The following is a 14,847-nucleotide window of genomic DNA, read 5'->3' on the forward strand; positions in this document are numbered from 1 at the left end:
ACCGGTCATGTCAGGGAAACGCCTGCTTTTAAGGCCCGCAGAGCCGCATCGCAAGAAGCTTGGGCACATGGCTCCCAAGAGTTTAGGGAACGTTAAAGCGGCCGGGCTAGCGTGGGCCAACGATTGTCCCATTTTTCAGGCCGAAATGACCACACTCGCGTGCGCCCTGCGATCCGGCGACTGGCTGACGGCCGCGCGGATCAAATCCTACAGCTGGATCCTGCTCGCGGTCACGATGGCGGCGATCGCCGGCTGGATCGCGCTGTCCGATGGACTGATCGACCGCAACGGCAAGCCGATCGGCACCGATTTTTCCAACGTCTATGCGGCAGGCGTGCTGACCCTTCAGGGCCAGGCGCCCGATGCCTATGACCCGTCGCTGCAGCACGCGATGGAGAAGGCCGTGTTCGGCGGCCGCGACGTGCCGTTCTTCGGCTGGCACTACCCGCCGTTTTTCTTCGCGATCGCTGCCATCACCGCGCTGCTGCCCTATGCCGGCGGGCTGGCGCTGTGGGTCGTCACCAGCCTGATCGCCTATCTCGCCGTGATGCGCGCGATCCTGCCGCGACCCGAGACGCTCTTGGTCGCGGCCGCGTTTCCCGCGGTGTTCGTCAACATCGGTCATGGCCAGAATGCGTTCTTCACCGCAGCCCTGCTCGGCGGCGCGCTGCTTTCGATGGAACGCGGCCGGCCCTGGGTGGCCGGCGTGCTGATCGGCCTGCTGGCCTACAAGCCGCAATTCGGTGTCCTCATTCCCGTCGCGCTGATCGCCGGCGCTCGCTGGCCCACCATCGCGGCGGCAGCCGCGACCGTGGCCGCGCTGGTCCTCATCAGCTTCGCCGCGCTCGGCCAGGACGTCTGGCATGCCTTCTTCCAATCGATGACGTTCACGCAGAACGTCGTGCTCGAGCAAGGCGGCACCGGCTGGGAGAAAATCCAGTCGGTGTTCTCGGCCGCGCGCCATTGGGGCGCCGATGTCAAATCCGCCTATGCGCTGCAGACCTTGCTGGCGCTGTCGCTCGCAGCCGGTCTCGCCTGGCTGTGGCACAGCGAGGCGGCATTCGACCTCAAGGCCTCGGCGCTCGCCAGCGCGAGCCTGCTGGCCACGCCCTACGTTCTGGACTACGACCTCGTCGTGATCGCGGTCGCGATCATCTTCTTCGTCCGCCACGGCCTCGCCCATGGCTTCCGCGACTACGAGCTCAGCGTGCTCGCTTCTGCCTGGATCGTCCCGCTGCTGTCGCGAAGCGTGGCGGGCGCGACGACGATCCCGCTTGGCCTGCTCGTGCTGATCGCGTTGTTCGCGCTGACGCTGCGCCGCGCGCTCACCGATCGCACCATCGAGATCGAGGCACACGCACGCATCGCACAAGCGTGATCTCTACAGTTTGATTCTCTTGAAAAGTTGTTGCTCGCGCGTGCAGTGCAGTAGCGCTTTTCGACTTTTTCCATGTCTCGGGTCTTGCAGCCCGCGCCCATCGGCATCATTGTCTGGCCGCATTGCGGGACGATCTGGCGTCCGAATGTGTGATTCCACGACACGATGATTCCTCGAACTCGACAATGGCCGGATGTACAAGCTCTATTCGATGCAGCGGTCGGGCAACAGCTACAAGGTTCGCCTTGCGCTGGCGCTGCTGAACGCACCCTATCAGGCAATCGAGATCGACATCCTGCGTGGTGAAAGCCGCACACCGGACTTCCTCGCCAAGAATCCGAGCGGCCAGGTGCCGCTGCTGGAAGTTGGAGAGGATCGTTATATCGCCGAGTCCAACGCGATCCTCTGGTATGTCGCCGGCGGCACGCCGCTGGTGCCGGAATCCCGCATCGAGCGCGCCGAGGCGCTGCAATGGATGTTCTTCGAGCAGCATGCGCTGGAGCCGAACATCGGCGCCGCCTACTTCTGGCTGCTGCTGGTGAAGGGCGGACGCGACCTGCAGACCCACGCGCTGGAGGACTGGATGGAGCGCGGCTACGCGGCGCTGCAGGTCATGGAGAATCATCTCAAGAGCAACGACTACTTCGCGGCGAAACAACTGACGGTCGCCGACATCGCGCTCTATGGCTACACGCATGTCGCCGATCGCTGCGACTTCGACCTGTCGACCTTTCCCAGGATTCGCAGCTGGCTCCGCCGCGTCGAGCAGTCGCCCGGCTTCGTCGCGATGGACTGGCAGCCGGCGCTGATCGATTCAGCCGGAATCGCCGCCGACTACGGCTGAACAGGTTCCGTAAGACTACCGACCGCCCGTAGAACAGCGGGGAAAATACGCGTTTTGGCGGGAACAAATACCGCCAGCGCCATCTTTTTGCCGCCTTTGGGCGTTGACCGCCGCATTCCTGCCCACCGTAACCTTAGAATTTACCTCTGCGAGTGATTCGCTCGCGGATGTAGGGGTAAGGGATTCGTCGTATGTCCCGGTGGCGTCGAGCTTCCGTTCCGAGGTTCAGTTGGGTCCGCGGCCAGGCATCGCCGCAGCGATCGGAACATCATCAAGACCTGAGCACCACGGTCAATGGCTTCCACGACAACGCGACGCTGACCCTTTCGCCCGGCCTCACCACCACCGTCGCCGTGGTCATCGCCGCCAGCACGATCTCACTGAGCTTCACACTCACCGTGCTGTCGGTTCGCGCCGTCTTGTCGTTGCTCGCTTAGCAGGAAGCCATTTTGACAACCCTTCGCGGTTTTCGCGACAACAGGCGATGATTGTCTCGCACTCCAAATGGCGATGAAATCAACGGTCGTAATCGTTGCCGTGACTCTGGCCCTCGCAATCCTGCTGGCGGCGTCACTGCTGATCATCATCGAACGGCGCGGCGAGCTTTCGCTGTCGCCGAGGACCGCAGAGGGTGAGGCGGCTCTGGTTGAATTGGCAAGGCCGCCGGCCTCAGACCCGTCGCTGCCAGTCCCCGATTGATCGAAGGCGCGGCTGCGCTTATCGAGAACCTGTCGGTCTCGAACAGCGGGCACTCCTTCATGCAAGACGCTCAGGAAAGAACTCTCACGGTCCGCGCGATCGAGCGCGACGACTATGAGCGCTGGCGGCCGCTCTGGGACGGCTACAACGCGTTCTACGGCCGGTCGGGTCCGACGGCGCTCCCGCTCGAGATCACCGCGACGACCTGGACACGGTTTTTCGATCCCGCCGAGCCGATGCATGCCCTGGTCGCTGAGAGCGACGGCGCGCTGATCGGCCTCGCGCATTATCTGTATCACCGCGTCACCACCTCGATCGTGCCGCTCTGCTATCTCAACGATCTCTTCACCAGCGAGGCCGCACGCGGCAAGGGCGTTGGCCGCGCCCTGATCGAAGCTGTCTATGCTGAGGCACGCCGGGCCGGCGCGACCCGGGTCTATTGGCAGACCCACGAAACCAATACGACAGCGCAGGCGCTGTACGACAAGATCGCCGAGCGCTCCGGGTTCATCGTCTACCGCAAGACGCTCTGACGCCAGCGCTGCTCACGCCACCGGACCTGTCACGTGACTGTCATGGCTCGGACCTAGGCTTTCGCCAACGCCTGATCATCCCCCGTCACCGGTCACGCGTTTCAGCGGTCCCCGTCAGTCGCCGTCTCTGACCGGGGCCGCTTTTTTTTATCTCCCGTTCTGGATCGTCGATGCGGGTCTCACGCCACGTTCGTCGTCGCATCCAACCGGGCTGACGGCACCGGCTCAGGCGGCTTGTTCTGCGCGGCTTCAACGCACATTCTGACGGCCTCGCCCATGCTGGTTGCCACCCGATCCGCCTTGGTCGCGTCCTGCAGTGCCTTCGCTGCTCCCTGGTCCAGATCCGCCGCACAGCACAGCAGCATCACGCTGGCCCGGGGCATACGCCGCTTCAAGCGGCGAACGCCGTAGCGCATATGGGCCACGCCGGGATGGCCGAGATAGACCAGGCACGCGATCGCAACGCCGGCCGGCTCCAGCTTGATGACGTTGACGGTCGAAAGCGCCTCCGCGCCTGAGACTTTCGCGCCCAATCCGTGCGCTGAAAACAGCTGCGCGAGAAGCACCGCGGCCGCTTCATCGATCGGCGTTCGACCGGCCATGCACAGGAGCGGCTGCTCGCTTCTCCACCCCTCCGCAAGCTCCTCCTTGCTGAGAACGGGGATGGTGTCGATCGCCTCGCTGCGCGCGGCGTCGTCGATGGCTGATGCCGCTTCCGGATCCGTGGTCGTCTCGCCTGCCGCGGCCGGGCCCTCATACTGATCGGACAGATCGTCCGTCAGTTCGGTGACGGCATCGCGGATCGTTGCAAGTCGATCGTAAGCGAGCGCCCCTCGCTCGGCGTCGGCCTGGGCCAGTTGAAGCCCTTTCACCGCGACCTCATCGCAATAGGCGATCAGCGAGCGCTCCTTGAGAAACTCTTCCGCCTTTTCGGCCGCCTCCGTCGGATCGCTCGCGAGCATGCGCTGGTAGAAGATCTCCGGAGGCGAGAGCGCAGGTCGATCGCCGAACATGACGTCGAGGAACTCGAGGCTTTCCACGTGACGCCCGATGACGACGAGACAGACCGTCAACGGTGTGGCGAGCACCAGTCCGATCGGCCCCCACAGCGCGGTCCAGAACGCCGCGGACACCACGACGGCCACGGGAGACAGGCCCGTGCTGCGCCCGTAGACCATCGGCTCGATGACGTGGCCGAGCACCGGTTCGACCACGACAAACAGCGCCAGCGTCCAGATCAGCATCGTCCAGCCAGGGTCCACCGCGGCGGCCAGGGCCAGCGGAAACGCCGCGCCGATGACGGCGCCGATATAGGGTACGAACCGCAGCGCCGCGGCGAGGATGCCCCAGAGAATGGCGCTGGGAATGCCGATGATCCACAAGCCGACGCCGATCACCACGCCGAAGCCGCCATTGAGGGCGAGTTGCGTGAGGAACAGCCGGCTCAGCCTGTAAGCCGCATCATCGAGGGCCGCCGTGGTGCGTTGCAGGTCCGATGAGCCGGCGAGGCGAATGAGCCGATTTCTCAGGTCTTCACGTTGCAGCAGGATGAAAATCACAAAGATGACGATGATGCCTGTCGTCGCCAGCGGATGAATCAGCGGCGAGATCAGCGTCCGAAGGCTGTCGAGCGCGCCGGGATCAGGCTGCCGGACCTCGACCGGAATGGGGGCCACGGGCCCTGACGGCGTCGTCCGACGACCACTCGGGACCGGAGTTGCCTCCGGCTCCTTCGGCCTGTCGAGCTCCTTGCCCAGATCCTTGAGCATGTCCGAGGCACGCTCCAGCGTCCCCCGCCCGGCTTTGGTGTCGCGGAACGACTGGATCTTCTCGCTCATCGTGGACTGATACTTCGGCAACTCGCTGGCGAGCTGCGCGAGCTGAGTGGCGAGCAGGCTGCCCAGCGCAAAGATCGCGACGAATGCAAAGAAGACCACGGTGACGACAGCCAGTCCGCGCGGAGCCCGAAGCCGCTGCAACTGTGTCACCACTGGCGCCAGGACGAAGCTGAGCAGGATGGCAAGCGCGATCGGGACCAGAATGTCCCGGCCAAAATACAGCAGCGCGATGATGATGACCGCGAAGATCGCGACCGCCAGGGCATTGATGAGCCCGAGAACATCCTCGGTGCTACGGGCCTTGAGCGGCTGTCGGCTGATCATCAATCTCTCTTTCCGAGCGAGGAACCGCTGCGCGCATGACCGTCGGGGCCTTGGCTGGACTCAAAACACAGAGCCTCAACGCGTACGGCCTGCCCGCTTCGGTTCGCCCGTTTCCGACACGCAATAACGGACTCGTGAGGCTCCAGTTCCCCAGGTGCGCGCTACGTCGCATGCGCGCTGATCGGCGGCTTGGACCGAGAGGCTTTGCGTTCAAGAGCCAAAGACGTCGCTTGTGACCGCTTTGTTGGTAAAAGAGCAGCCAAGCACGCGGTGCACTCCCTCTCCCCGTCCTTCACGGGGAGAGGGTTGGGGTGAGGGGCAGCCGCACGGGAAGTATCAACTCCAGCAATCTAATCTCCCGCCGTCAGCTCTTGCTGAATGATCGCGAGCACCCCTTCGATGTTTCCAAGAACATCATTGTTCCAGATGCGAAGAACCCGATAACCTTCCTCGCTCAGCCTGCGATCCCGAACTGCATCCCGCGTCGAGCCGCTATGCTGACCGCCGTCGACCTCGATGATCAGACATCTTTCCCGACAAACAAAGTCGCAGATGTATCCTCCGATCGGCAACTGCCGAACGAACTTATGGCCGTCGAGCTGACGATTACGAATCTTGTTCCATAGCACCGTCTCCGCATTCGTCTGGTTGACGCGGAGCCGCCGTGCCCGTCCGATGAATTTGATATCTGGGCCCCGCATGTGCCATGCCCCTCACCCGGATTGCTGCGCAATCCGACCTCTCCCCGCAAAGAGCGGGGAGAGGTTGCTGCGCCCGCGCCGAGGCAGATTGCCCCAACGATGAGACGGCAGCAATGTCTGTCCTCACTGTCAGATCACGCCACTGCTATCAGCGTAGGTATCTCATGCGTGTTCCGATCTGCTTCGACAACGTCGCTGCGCCCCCTCTCCCCGTTCTTCACGGGGAGAGGGTTGGGGTGAGGGGCAGCCGCACGGGAAGTGTTGCCTTGATCAGGGTACAGAGTGGCTTCGGCGGCAACTAAGATCAGCGCATAGTAACGCGCGAGGCCAATGGACCTACCAGCCGGCTCGAGATGTGTCGTTCGTCTCGAAGAACTTGCAACGCTGAACATCTCAACGCTGCGACGGATATCCGACGTGCCTAAATGATCACCGCCCGTGCGGCTGCCCCTCACCCCAGCCCTCTCCCCGTGAAGGACGGGGAGAGGGAGCGCACCGCCGTCTGGGCGGACAGCGGGAGTCGAAGCGAGAACTACTTCTTCCCGCCCACCGTCTGCTTCACCTCGAAACCCTCGAACTGCGGCGGGCCGAGATAGAGCGGCTTGTTGTCGCCGGCGCCCTTGTGGGCCATGCGGAAGGCTTCGGACTTGGTCCAGTCCTCGAAAGCCGTCTTCGATGCCCAGATCGTGTGCGAGGCGTAGAGCGTGTGATCCTCGGCTTCGGGCCCCTTCAGCAGATGAAACTCGACGAAGCCGGGGACCTTGTCGAGATGGCTGTCGCGCGACAGCCAGACCTGCTCGAAGGCCGCTTCCGAGCCCTTGGCGACGCGAAACCGATTCATGGCGATGAACATGGTGTTCTCCTGGATGATATGCCGCTGCATCCAGGCATAGCAGACTTCACGCCGCCATGCGCCTGCGGTCGTCGCCGCCGCTGCGGCGATGTTTTGAGCAATCGAACGAAACGCCGCGCGATCCTCAGGCCAGGAGACCCTTGAGCGGCCTCACGGCCGCGCTCTCCGGAAACACGGTCTCGCCGAGCGCGCGCTCGCTCAATCCGAGGTGATCGGCCAGCACGCCCTTGAACACGCCGCGCAGATCCGTGGTCGGCGCGAGGTCACGCCCCTGATAGAGGCTCGCCATCTTCAACGTCGGCCAATCGGCGATGACGCGTCCGCCCTTCACCGCGCCGCCCGCAAGCAGGGCGATCGTGCCGGTGCCGTGATCGGTGCCTTGCGTGCCGTTGATCCTGGCCGTGCGACCGAACTCGGTCGCCACCACGACCACCGTGTCGCGCCAGCGCGGGCCGAATCCGTTCTCGAATTCCGCGAGCGCGCCGTCGAGCCCCGACAGCAATTGCGCGAGCCGCCCGACCGCGCCGCCCTCATTGGCATGCGTATCCCAGCCATCGAACGCCAGCGCCGCGACACGCGGGCCCTCGTCGGCGGCCATCAGCTTGGCTGCGCCGCGCGCGACCTGGCGCATGGCTGCAATCTGGTTGCCGCCGGCTTTCGGCTTCATGTCGTCGCCGAACGCGACCTTCTCCAGCTTCAGTCCTTGCGAAAGCGCCGCGGCCAAGGCGGGATCGCGTTGGCTGTAGAGATCGACGAGCCGCATCGCCGTGTCGTCATCCGCCTGCGGCAACGTCACCGGCGCCCAGCCGACGATCGGCGCGCCGCCGCGCAGCACCAGCGGCGCGGTCGGTCCGACAGCGAGCGCACCGGCAACACGGGACCCACGCGGCAGGATTTCGAGGGCGCGATTGAGCCAGCCGGATTGCACGCGGCCCGGCCCCGCAAAGCCGCTTTCAAGCACGTCCTGGCCGTCGAAATGCGAGCGCTCGCGATATGGCGTGGCGACCGCATGGATCACCGCGGCCTGCCTGGCGCGATACATGCGCGCGAATTCCGGCATCGACGGATGCAGCGCGAAGAACGAATCCAGCGGCAATGCCGGATGCGCGCCGTCCGTCGCGAGCGCAATCGCACCATGCAGGCCGGTGTAGTCGGGATCACCGATCGGCGCGACGGTGGCGAGCCCATCGAGCGCGCCGCGCAGGATGACGACGATCAGGCGCGGATCGCGCTGGTCGGCGGCCCGGGCAAATTTCGGCAGGTAGCCCCAGGCGGCAAAGGATGCGCCCGCCAGCAGCAGATGGCGGCGCGACGGCAGCAGCGAGATCGTGGCCTGATCCATCGTCATCTCCTCTGGAATTCCGGCGACATCAGCAGCAGCGCCAGCGCCTGCTGGCGGGTCTCGGCGCGCTCGATGGTCTGCCGCGTCTCTGATGACGCGGCGCCGGCCGCCACGAGGTCGAGCAGATCGCGCGGATCGAGATTGTTGCCGAGGCGCGCGCTGAGTTGCGCAGAAATGTCGAGCCGCAGCTTCATGCCCTCCGGCGCCGCCCACATCGCATTGGTGTCGGCAAATCCATTCGGACCGGCCGGCGCCCAGAGCGGCTGGCCCAGCGTGTTCAGCGCATTGAGATAGAAGCCGGGGTCCTCCGGGACGCGCGCCAGCAGACGGCCGCCGGCGACCAGGAACTCATACGGCGAGCGGATCTTGGTCAGCGGCGCCGACCAGGCCTCATCGGAGTCCAGCAGCGCCAGCGTCACCGCCCTGAGGTCGCCGTCGCTGGTCTTGAACGTTGTTTCGAGCTTGGCGACGAGCGCGGGCGGCGGATCGTCGGCGACGAAATGGCGGGCCAGCTTGGTGGCGATGAACTTCGCCGTCGACGGATGGCGCGCGATATCGGCGAGCGCCGCCTCGCCCTGCGCGAGACCGTTGTCCTGATAGACCTTGCCGAGCAGAGTCTGCGGGCCCGGCTGATGCGCGTTCGCATTGAACAAAAAGCTGCCGGGCGGGCCGTTGCGGGCATTGCGGCCGGCGAAGCTCCAGCCGGTGATGATGCGAGCCAGCGAGGTCACGTCGTCCTGCGTGTAGCCGCCGCCGACGCCGAGCGTATGCAGCTCCATGATCTCGCGCGCGAGATTCTCGTTGAGGCCGCGCTTGCGGTTCTGGCCGGCGCGCGAGTCCGGGCCGAGCGATTCCTGATTGTCGAGGAAGAACAGCATCGCCGGGTGCTGCTCGACCGCCTTGAGCATGTCGGCGAAGCGCCCGAGCACATGCGGCCGGATCGCCTCGCGCTCGAACGCGCCGGCCCACATGCGCGCCAGTTCGCCCTTCGCGGCCGAGATGCAGAAATGGTTCGACCAGAACGCCACCAGGCGCTCGGTGATGCCGCAATCCGCGAGGATCGCGCGCTGCAGCCGCGCCAGCGCCTCGGCGCGGAAGGTCTTCTGAACGACGTTGGGCGGTTGCTGCGGTTGCGCCGGCTTCGCCTGGGCCGGATCTGCCGCAGCGGGCGCCATGCTGGCGCCTGTGGCCGGTGCAGCGGAGGCTGGGGCGGCCATCGGCGCGTCGGCGCGGTTCATGGACAGGCCCCGCGTCTGGCCGGGCTGATCCATCGACGGCGTTTCGGCGGCCGATTTCGCGGCTGCCTCGCGCGCCCGCTTGACCTCCTCCTGATAGGCGAAGACCGTGTCGGCGAGCGCCGGCGTCGGCTGCAGGCCGGGCACTTCGAGCAACGCGCCGGTGGGACGGCTGAGCTCGGCCTTGACATAGCCGCGCGGATCCGAGGCGGCACTGACGAGATCGCCCGAGGCGCCGCCGCGGGCGCCGAAACCGAAACGGTTCAACGCGACCAGGGCGGCCTTCGCATCACGCGCCATGTCTCATCCTCATCAGCAGACCGCTTCATCAGCAGGTCGCGCGAGCGCAGGAGCCCGCACAGCTTTGTTGCCGCGACCGTCGAGGGCGATGGCGCGGCCGATTGTCACGGACTATACTTGCCGCGACAGATGAACCGGACATGAAAAGGACGCGCCGCGCGTGGTTCCGAACGTGACAAATCGTTTAGCAAACGTTACCGCGCGGAAGCTCGTGTGCGAGTCCTGCGGCACGACATTCACCTGCGATCCCCACGGTGCCTGCTGGTGTTTCGACGAGAGCGTCCGCCTGCCGCTGCCGAAGGATGGGCAGAGCGCCTTCAAGGACTGCCTGTGCGCCGATTGCCTGAAGCGGCTGGCCAAGGCGGACCTGGGCTCATGACGCGCTGGAACGTCGATGCCGTCCTGCTCGACATGGACGGCACCCTGCTCGACACCGAGAAGGTGTATCTGGAAGCCTCGATCGCGGCCTTCAATTCGCTCGGCCATGTCGAGGGTGTGACCGAGCTCTGTCATGCCATGATCGGCATTCCCGGGCCCGACAATGAGCGCACATTGCGCAACCATTTCGGCGACGATTTCCCCCTCGATGAGGTCAACCGGCTGTTCGCCGCCAAGACCGCCGAGATCCTGCAGGCGGGGATGCCGCTGAAGCCCGGCGTGATCGACCTGCTCGCCGCGATCGAGGCCGCCGGTCTGCCGAAGGCCATCGTCACCTCGTCCTCGCGCAACACGGCGGCGGATCATCTTCGGCTCGCCGGCATCCATCATCGCTTCGACGCGATCCTGACGCGCGACGATGTCACCCGCGCCAAGCCGCATCCCGATCTCTATCTGTTGGCCGCCGAACGGTTGGGCACGCGTGCGCACGCCTGCATCGCGATCGAGGATTCCAATCCCGGCGTGGCCGCGGCGCACGCCGCCGGCGCGATCACGCTGATGGTGCCCGACATCGTGCCACCGACCGAGCAGTCGCGCGCGAAATGCGCCGCCGTGCTGCCGGACCTCGACGCGACCATCGCACTGCTCGCCGAACGTGCGGTGCTGTCCGTCAGGACCTGAAGCGACGGCGTTCATCAGCCATTGTCTTCAAAAGCCGCCGAAGACGGTCACCTTCTCTTCACGTCGATGCACGCATCGCGCGGCGCTGGTGGATGCATTAACCCGCATGGACTACCTTAGCGGCGTTCGTGGATGGGTCGTTTCATGTTGCGATTTATTGGCGCCGTGGGCGCAGCATTCGTGTTGGCATTCGGTGGTGTGAGCTGGGCCGTCAGGGGCTTTCCTTTGCCGGGCGCCTCGACCTGGTCGGCCCCGATCGAAACCGTGTCGAACCTTGCTGGTGGCTCCCAGACAGTGGCCGTGGTGGCACCGCTGTCCGCGACGGTGGACATGCAGTTCGGCGATGCCAGGTCCAAGGAAAAGTTCGAACGCAAGGCATGGCTCGCCGAGCACACGTCGCAGAGCGACAAGAATCCCAAGCTCGATGCGTTGCGGATGGACGCGCTGCAGGCCGCGACCGCCTACAAGCTGTCGCCCTGCGACAAGACCCAGAAGCAGAATCTCGTCGACGCGGTCTCGGCCTATACGCGCGCCTACGTGGCCAAGCTGGATTGCAAGCGCAATTTCCTCGGCATGAAGGTCTGCTCCGAAAAATCCATGGAGGAAGCCGCAGCCAGCGTCAGCACGCCGCTGGACGAGCGTGTGAAGGAAGCACTGTTCGCGGCCTTCGACGAGAAGGGTGTCACCAAGGCGGACTTCCCGGCCGACATCCGCGAAGACGTCCCGATGTTCGCCGGCCCCGGTCTGTGGTCGGACGAATCATCGGTCTGCCGCATCCGGCAGGCGCAGCGCGACCGGCGCTAGCAAGCGGGCGCTGCCATGCAACGGCTCATCTTCATCATCGCCGCCATCGTCGTCTGGCAGGTCGCCGGACACATCTTCCTGAAGCCGGCGCCGCCGCAAGCGAGGGTGTTTCCGCCGGTGAGCGGCGCGGAGTTCGAGGACCACGAGAAGTACACCCGGGATGCGCGTCAGTCGCAGCGGCAGGATGCGCTGAAGGCGCTCGACCGCGCCTGGAGCGATCGCTGCGGCGACAAGCGCAAGGACTTCATCAGCGGCCTCGGCCACTACTACTATCACCGCCAGAACCAGAACGAGCGCTATCCCGAGATCTATGGCCCGGCCGGCGCGACCTACATCGCCGGCGTCTGGACCACGGCCGAGGATCGCCGCATCGAGCGCCTGACCCAGGAAGCCTACGCCGCCGGCTACATCAAGCCGTCCGATTTCGACTCCATGGCCAGCCAGGTGGTGGCGACGGTCGTGCGCGGCGAGCAGGTCAGGGGCCGCGGCTGCGGCGGCTGAGCGTCCTGCGCGGCAGCGCCGCCGCCACCAGCGCCCGCGCCGCTTCGCCCGCGGTTTCCATGTAGCTGGCGTCGCGGTGCAGCAGCACGACGGCGAAGGCCCCGTCGAGCAGCAGCAGCATCTGCCGCGCCAATTCGCTCGCGCCGGCAATGCCCGCCTCGGCAAACGTGGCCTGCAGCCAGGCTTCGAACTTCTTCTTGTGCGCGGCGCCGATCCTGATCGCGGGATGGCCGGGCAGATTGGCGAGCTCGGCGGTGGTGCGCAGGAAGCCGCAGCCGCGCCATTTCGGATGCCGTGCGGACTCCGCAAGACGGCGGAAGATCGCGGCAACCTTGTCCGGCAACGCCCCACCTGCCTCGTCGAACCAGCGTTTGAACAGCGCGAGGTTCGGCTGGTCGCGCGCGGCGAGATAGGCGGCGACGAGGTCGTCCTTGCTGCGGAAGTGATAGTACAGCGTCTTCTTGGTGATCCCGGCCGTCTCGGCCACGGCATCGACGCTGACGGCGCGAATGCCCTCGGCGTAGAACAGCTTGCTCGCCGCGGCGACAATGCGCGCCTGGGTCGGATCGGAGGAACGGGCCATGCAGCGCTCCGGCAATATATACTAACCAGTGAATATACCTTGCGCGGCGCCACGCCTAGTCTCTGCGGCATCCCTGCCCACCCGCGAGGCGCCGTCATGACCGAGCCTGTCCTGTTTCACCTCTCCGACCGCATCGCCCTGCTCACGCTCAACCGGCCTGACAGGCTGAATGCGCTCGACTACGCCCTGATCGACGCGCTGATGGCCGCGCTCGATCGCATCGAGACCGATCCCGCCGTCCGAGCCGTGATCCTCACCGGCGCGGGCGACCGCGCCTTCTCGGCCGGCGCCGATATCGACGAGTTCAGCAAAAGCGTCGCCGACGGGCGCGCCGCCGCGCTGCGCGACTTCGTGCGCCGCGGCCAGGCGATGACGGCGCGGCTGGAGGCCTTTCAAAAGCCGGTCATCGCCGCCGTCAACGGGCTCGCCTTCGGCGGCGGCTGCGAGATCACGGAAGCCGTGCATCTGGCGGTCGCCAGCGACCGCGCGAGCTTCGCCAAGCCGGAGATCCGGCTGGGCATGCCGCCGACCTTCGGCGGCTCGCAGCGGCTGCCGCGGCTGGTCGGGCGCAAGCGCGGCCTCGAACTGCTGCTCACCGGCGATCCGTTCCCGGCACAGCGCGCGCTCCAGATCGGCCTGGTCAACGCGGTCGTGCCGCATGCTGAGCTGCTGCCGGCGGCTCGCGCGCTCGCCCAACGCATCATCCGCCACGGCCCGGACGCCGTCGCGGCCGTGATCACAGCGGCGACGCGCGGCCTCAACATGGCGATCGGCGAAGGCCTGCAGGTCGAAGCCGAGCAGTTCGCGGCGCTGGTCGGCAGCCGCGACCTCGACGCAGGCCTGGCGGCCTGGCGCGAACGCCGGCCGCCACGCGTCTCCGGCTAGACGGCAAATCCCGGCGACTTCCGCGCCAGTCCGTCGAAGGCATCGAGCAGCCGCTCGCGCCAGGCATAGACGCTGTCGGTCTCCTCCAGCAGCTTGAACGGGCTGACCACGCGCGCCCATTGGAAGCCGCCGAACACGATGTAGTCGGCATAATCAGGTGCATGGCCGCCGATGAAGGGCTGCGCCTTCAATGTCTGGCGCAGCGGCTCCAGCGATTTGCGGAAGCCGATCACCGCCTGGTCGCGCGGCGCCATGACCTCTTCCAGCCGTTTGCCGAACCGCGCCTCGCGCGAGGTGCGGAAATAGGCGGCGTCCTCGGGCGCCAGGTTCTTCGGGATGTCGGCGATGATCAGCGGGAAGATGCCGCCGACGATGGCGATGTCGCCCCACGCATTCATGAAGCGCGCCATCGCGTGGCCGCCGGCGCCGCCGAACAGCGAGGGACGATCCGGATAAGTGTCTTCGAGATAGCCGGCGATCACCCAGGAATCGACGATCGTGCGGTCGCCGTCGAGCAGCACCGGCACCTTCTCCGAGCCATGCGGCACGAGCGCGCTCTTCTCGGTGAAGCGCCAGGGGATCGTCTCAGCGCTCAGCCCCTTGTGCGCCAGCGCCATGCGGGTCCGCCAGCAGAACGGGCTGAACGGGCGGCCGGCATCGGTGCCCACGAGTTCGAACAGCTTCAGTGACATGCTTCGATCCCCTCTTCCTGCGAGGAGATCGTTCTAGCTCACGACTCGGCCATTGTCGCGCAGCAGCTGCGCGCCGGCCTCGGTGACGCCAATGACGCCGCCGCCCGCGGCCGGCCTGCGCGCGACATAGCCGGCGTCAGCGGCATCCTCCCAGATCGTCAGCCGCGGACAGCTCGTCCGCCACGTCTCGACCACGTCCGCATGGCTGCGCGGCTTCAGCGCGATCCACTCGACGAAATCCAGCACCAGGGCATCGGCTGATCCGGTCATCGCGCA

The 14,847-nt window shown here is 65.9% G+C and carries 18 protein-coding genes; 10 read left to right on the forward strand and 8 right to left on the reverse strand.

Annotated features, from left to right (window positions below; genetic code table 11):
- Positions 1-145 precede the first annotated feature (145 nt).
- The 5 genes from ACQR1L_RS24545 to ACQR1L_RS24565 all read left to right on the forward strand — a co-directional run bounded on the left by ACQR1L_RS24545 (position 146) and on the right by ACQR1L_RS24565 (position 3,454).
- The gene (locus ACQR1L_RS24545) at positions 146-1,378 is read left to right on the forward strand and encodes a glycosyltransferase family 87 protein (protein WP_434860492.1); all 1,233 of its coding nucleotides are present in this window, start codon (positions 146-148) and stop codon (positions 1,376-1,378) included.
- A 193-nt stretch (positions 1,379-1,571) separates the two neighbouring features.
- Entirely contained in the window at positions 1,572-2,222 is a 651-nt protein-coding gene (locus ACQR1L_RS24550; protein WP_434860493.1) for a glutathione S-transferase family protein, read from the forward strand.
- A 191-nt stretch (positions 2,223-2,413) separates the two neighbouring features.
- Positions 2,414-2,659, forward strand: a complete 246-nt coding sequence (locus ACQR1L_RS24555) for a hypothetical protein (RefSeq protein ID WP_434860494.1) — start codon at positions 2,414-2,416, stop codon at positions 2,657-2,659.
- A 67-nt stretch (positions 2,660-2,726) separates the two neighbouring features.
- Positions 2,727-2,921 carry a hypothetical protein gene (locus ACQR1L_RS24560; RefSeq protein ID WP_434860495.1) on the forward strand — a complete coding sequence of 65 codons (195 nt, stop codon included), beginning with the start codon at positions 2,727-2,729 and terminating at the stop codon, positions 2,919-2,921.
- A gap of 59 nt (positions 2,922-2,980) precedes the next feature.
- Positions 2,981-3,454, forward strand: coding sequence for a GNAT family N-acetyltransferase (locus tag ACQR1L_RS24565; protein ID WP_434860496.1), 474 nt, complete (start codon positions 2,981-2,983; stop codon positions 3,452-3,454).
- Between the two features lie 179 nt (positions 3,455-3,633).
- Here ACQR1L_RS24565 and ACQR1L_RS24570 read toward each other — a convergent pair whose 3' ends face one another.
- From ACQR1L_RS24570 to ACQR1L_RS24590, 5 genes are all read right to left on the reverse strand, one after another.
- Positions 3,634-5,616 (reverse strand): AI-2E family transporter, encoded by a 1,983-nt coding sequence (locus ACQR1L_RS24570; protein WP_434860497.1) that lies wholly within the window; start codon positions 5,614-5,616, stop codon positions 3,634-3,636.
- Positions 5,617-5,966: 350 nt separating this feature from the next.
- The gene (locus tag ACQR1L_RS24575) at positions 5,967-6,317 is read right to left on the reverse strand and encodes an endonuclease domain-containing protein (RefSeq protein WP_434860498.1); all 351 of its coding nucleotides are present in this window, start codon (positions 6,315-6,317) and stop codon (positions 5,967-5,969) included.
- Between the two features lie 532 nt (positions 6,318-6,849).
- Positions 6,850-7,170, reverse strand: a complete 321-nt coding sequence (locus ACQR1L_RS24580; protein ID WP_006609227.1) for an antibiotic biosynthesis monooxygenase family protein — start codon at positions 7,168-7,170, stop codon at positions 6,850-6,852.
- Positions 7,171-7,294: 124 nt separating this feature from the next.
- A complete protein-coding gene (locus ACQR1L_RS24585) occupies positions 7,295-8,518 on the reverse strand; it encodes a DUF1501 domain-containing protein (protein WP_434860499.1) in 1,224 nt (407 codons plus the stop codon).
- Positions 8,515-10,047 (reverse strand): DUF1800 domain-containing protein, encoded by a 1,533-nt coding sequence (locus ACQR1L_RS24590; RefSeq protein ID WP_434860500.1) that lies wholly within the window; start codon positions 10,045-10,047, stop codon positions 8,515-8,517. Before ACQR1L_RS24590 ends, ACQR1L_RS24585 begins: the two co-directional genes overlap by 4 nt.
- A 160-nt stretch (positions 10,048-10,207) precedes the next feature.
- Here ACQR1L_RS24590 and ACQR1L_RS24595 point away from each other — a divergent pair, with 160 nt between their 5' ends.
- The 4 genes from ACQR1L_RS24595 to ACQR1L_RS24610 all read left to right on the forward strand — a co-directional run bounded on the left by ACQR1L_RS24595 (position 10,208) and on the right by ACQR1L_RS24610 (position 12,411).
- The gene (locus ACQR1L_RS24595) at positions 10,208-10,426 is read left to right on the forward strand and encodes a cysteine-rich CWC family protein (protein ID WP_434860501.1); all 219 of its coding nucleotides are present in this window, start codon (positions 10,208-10,210) and stop codon (positions 10,424-10,426) included.
- Positions 10,423-11,106 (forward strand): HAD family hydrolase, encoded by a 684-nt coding sequence (locus ACQR1L_RS24600; protein WP_434860502.1) that lies wholly within the window; start codon positions 10,423-10,425, stop codon positions 11,104-11,106. The genes ACQR1L_RS24595 and ACQR1L_RS24600 overlap by 4 nt, the downstream gene beginning before the upstream one ends.
- Positions 11,107-11,250: 144 nt before the next feature.
- Positions 11,251-11,910: a hypothetical protein gene (locus tag ACQR1L_RS24605; protein ID WP_434860503.1), complete on the forward strand. Its 660-nt coding sequence runs from the start codon at positions 11,251-11,253 to the stop codon at positions 11,908-11,910.
- Between the two features lie 15 nt (positions 11,911-11,925).
- Positions 11,926-12,411: a hypothetical protein gene (locus ACQR1L_RS24610; protein WP_434860504.1), complete on the forward strand. Its 486-nt coding sequence runs from the start codon at positions 11,926-11,928 to the stop codon at positions 12,409-12,411.
- Here the strand turns inward: ACQR1L_RS24610 and ACQR1L_RS24615 are convergent.
- Positions 12,386-12,994, reverse strand: a complete 609-nt coding sequence (locus ACQR1L_RS24615) for a TetR/AcrR family transcriptional regulator (protein ID WP_434860505.1) — start codon at positions 12,992-12,994, stop codon at positions 12,386-12,388. The genes ACQR1L_RS24610 and ACQR1L_RS24615 overlap by 26 nt on opposite strands.
- Before the next feature lie 96 nt (positions 12,995-13,090).
- Between ACQR1L_RS24615 and ACQR1L_RS24620 the strand changes: the two genes are divergently transcribed.
- Entirely contained in the window at positions 13,091-13,879 is a 789-nt protein-coding gene (locus tag ACQR1L_RS24620; protein ID WP_434860506.1) for a crotonase/enoyl-CoA hydratase family protein, read from the forward strand.
- On the opposite strand, the gene ACQR1L_RS24625 is transcribed toward ACQR1L_RS24620, so the two are convergent.
- A complete protein-coding gene (locus ACQR1L_RS24625) occupies positions 13,876-14,571 on the reverse strand; it encodes a glutathione S-transferase family protein (protein WP_434860507.1) in 696 nt (231 codons plus the stop codon). The two genes, ACQR1L_RS24620 and ACQR1L_RS24625, sit on opposite strands and share 4 nt — an antisense overlap.
- 33 nt (positions 14,572-14,604) lie before the next feature.
- Positions 14,605-14,841 carry a hypothetical protein gene (locus ACQR1L_RS24630; RefSeq protein WP_434860508.1) on the reverse strand — a complete coding sequence of 79 codons (237 nt, stop codon included), beginning with the start codon at positions 14,839-14,841 and terminating at the stop codon, positions 14,605-14,607.
- Positions 14,842-14,847: the final 6 nt, after the last annotated feature.

This window comes from Bradyrhizobium sp. HKCCYLR20261 (genome assembly GCF_051168435.1).
Lineage (GTDB): Bacteria > Pseudomonadota > Alphaproteobacteria > Rhizobiales > Xanthobacteraceae > Bradyrhizobium.

Coding starts and splice junctions, on each gene's coding strand:
- ACQR1L_RS24545 (WP_434860492.1), top strand. CDS start 146: ATGACCACACTCGCGTGCGCCCTGCGATCCGGCGACTGGCTGACGGCC.
- ACQR1L_RS24550 (WP_434860493.1), top strand. CDS start 1,572: ATGTACAAGCTCTATTCGATGCAGCGGTCGGGCAACAGCTACAAGGTT.
- ACQR1L_RS24555 (WP_434860494.1), top strand. CDS start 2,414: ATGTCCCGGTGGCGTCGAGCTTCCGTTCCGAGGTTCAGTTGGGTCCGC.
- ACQR1L_RS24560 (WP_434860495.1), top strand. CDS start 2,727: ATGGCGATGAAATCAACGGTCGTAATCGTTGCCGTGACTCTGGCCCTC.
- ACQR1L_RS24565 (WP_434860496.1), top strand. CDS start 2,981: ATGCAAGACGCTCAGGAAAGAACTCTCACGGTCCGCGCGATCGAGCGC.
- ACQR1L_RS24570 (WP_434860497.1), bottom strand. CDS start 5,616: ATGATCAGCCGACAGCCGCTCAAGGCCCGTAGCACCGAGGATGTTCTC.
- ACQR1L_RS24575 (WP_434860498.1), bottom strand. CDS start 6,317: ATGCGGGGCCCAGATATCAAATTCATCGGACGGGCACGGCGGCTCCGC.
- ACQR1L_RS24580 (WP_006609227.1), bottom strand. CDS start 7,170: ATGTTCATCGCCATGAATCGGTTTCGCGTCGCCAAGGGCTCGGAAGCG.
- ACQR1L_RS24585 (WP_434860499.1), bottom strand. CDS start 8,518: ATGACGATGGATCAGGCCACGATCTCGCTGCTGCCGTCGCGCCGCCAT.
- ACQR1L_RS24590 (WP_434860500.1), bottom strand. CDS start 10,047: ATGGCGCGTGATGCGAAGGCCGCCCTGGTCGCGTTGAACCGTTTCGGT.
- ACQR1L_RS24600 (WP_434860502.1), top strand. CDS start 10,423: ATGACGCGCTGGAACGTCGATGCCGTCCTGCTCGACATGGACGGCACC.
- ACQR1L_RS24605 (WP_434860503.1), top strand. CDS start 11,251: ATGTTGCGATTTATTGGCGCCGTGGGCGCAGCATTCGTGTTGGCATTC.
- ACQR1L_RS24610 (WP_434860504.1), top strand. CDS start 11,926: ATGCAACGGCTCATCTTCATCATCGCCGCCATCGTCGTCTGGCAGGTC.
- ACQR1L_RS24615 (WP_434860505.1), bottom strand. CDS start 12,994: ATGGCCCGTTCCTCCGATCCGACCCAGGCGCGCATTGTCGCCGCGGCG.
- ACQR1L_RS24620 (WP_434860506.1), top strand. CDS start 13,091: ATGACCGAGCCTGTCCTGTTTCACCTCTCCGACCGCATCGCCCTGCTC.
- ACQR1L_RS24625 (WP_434860507.1), bottom strand. CDS start 14,571: ATGTCACTGAAGCTGTTCGAACTCGTGGGCACCGATGCCGGCCGCCCG.
- ACQR1L_RS24630 (WP_434860508.1), bottom strand. CDS start 14,841: ATGACCGGATCAGCCGATGCCCTGGTGCTGGATTTCGTCGAGTGGATC.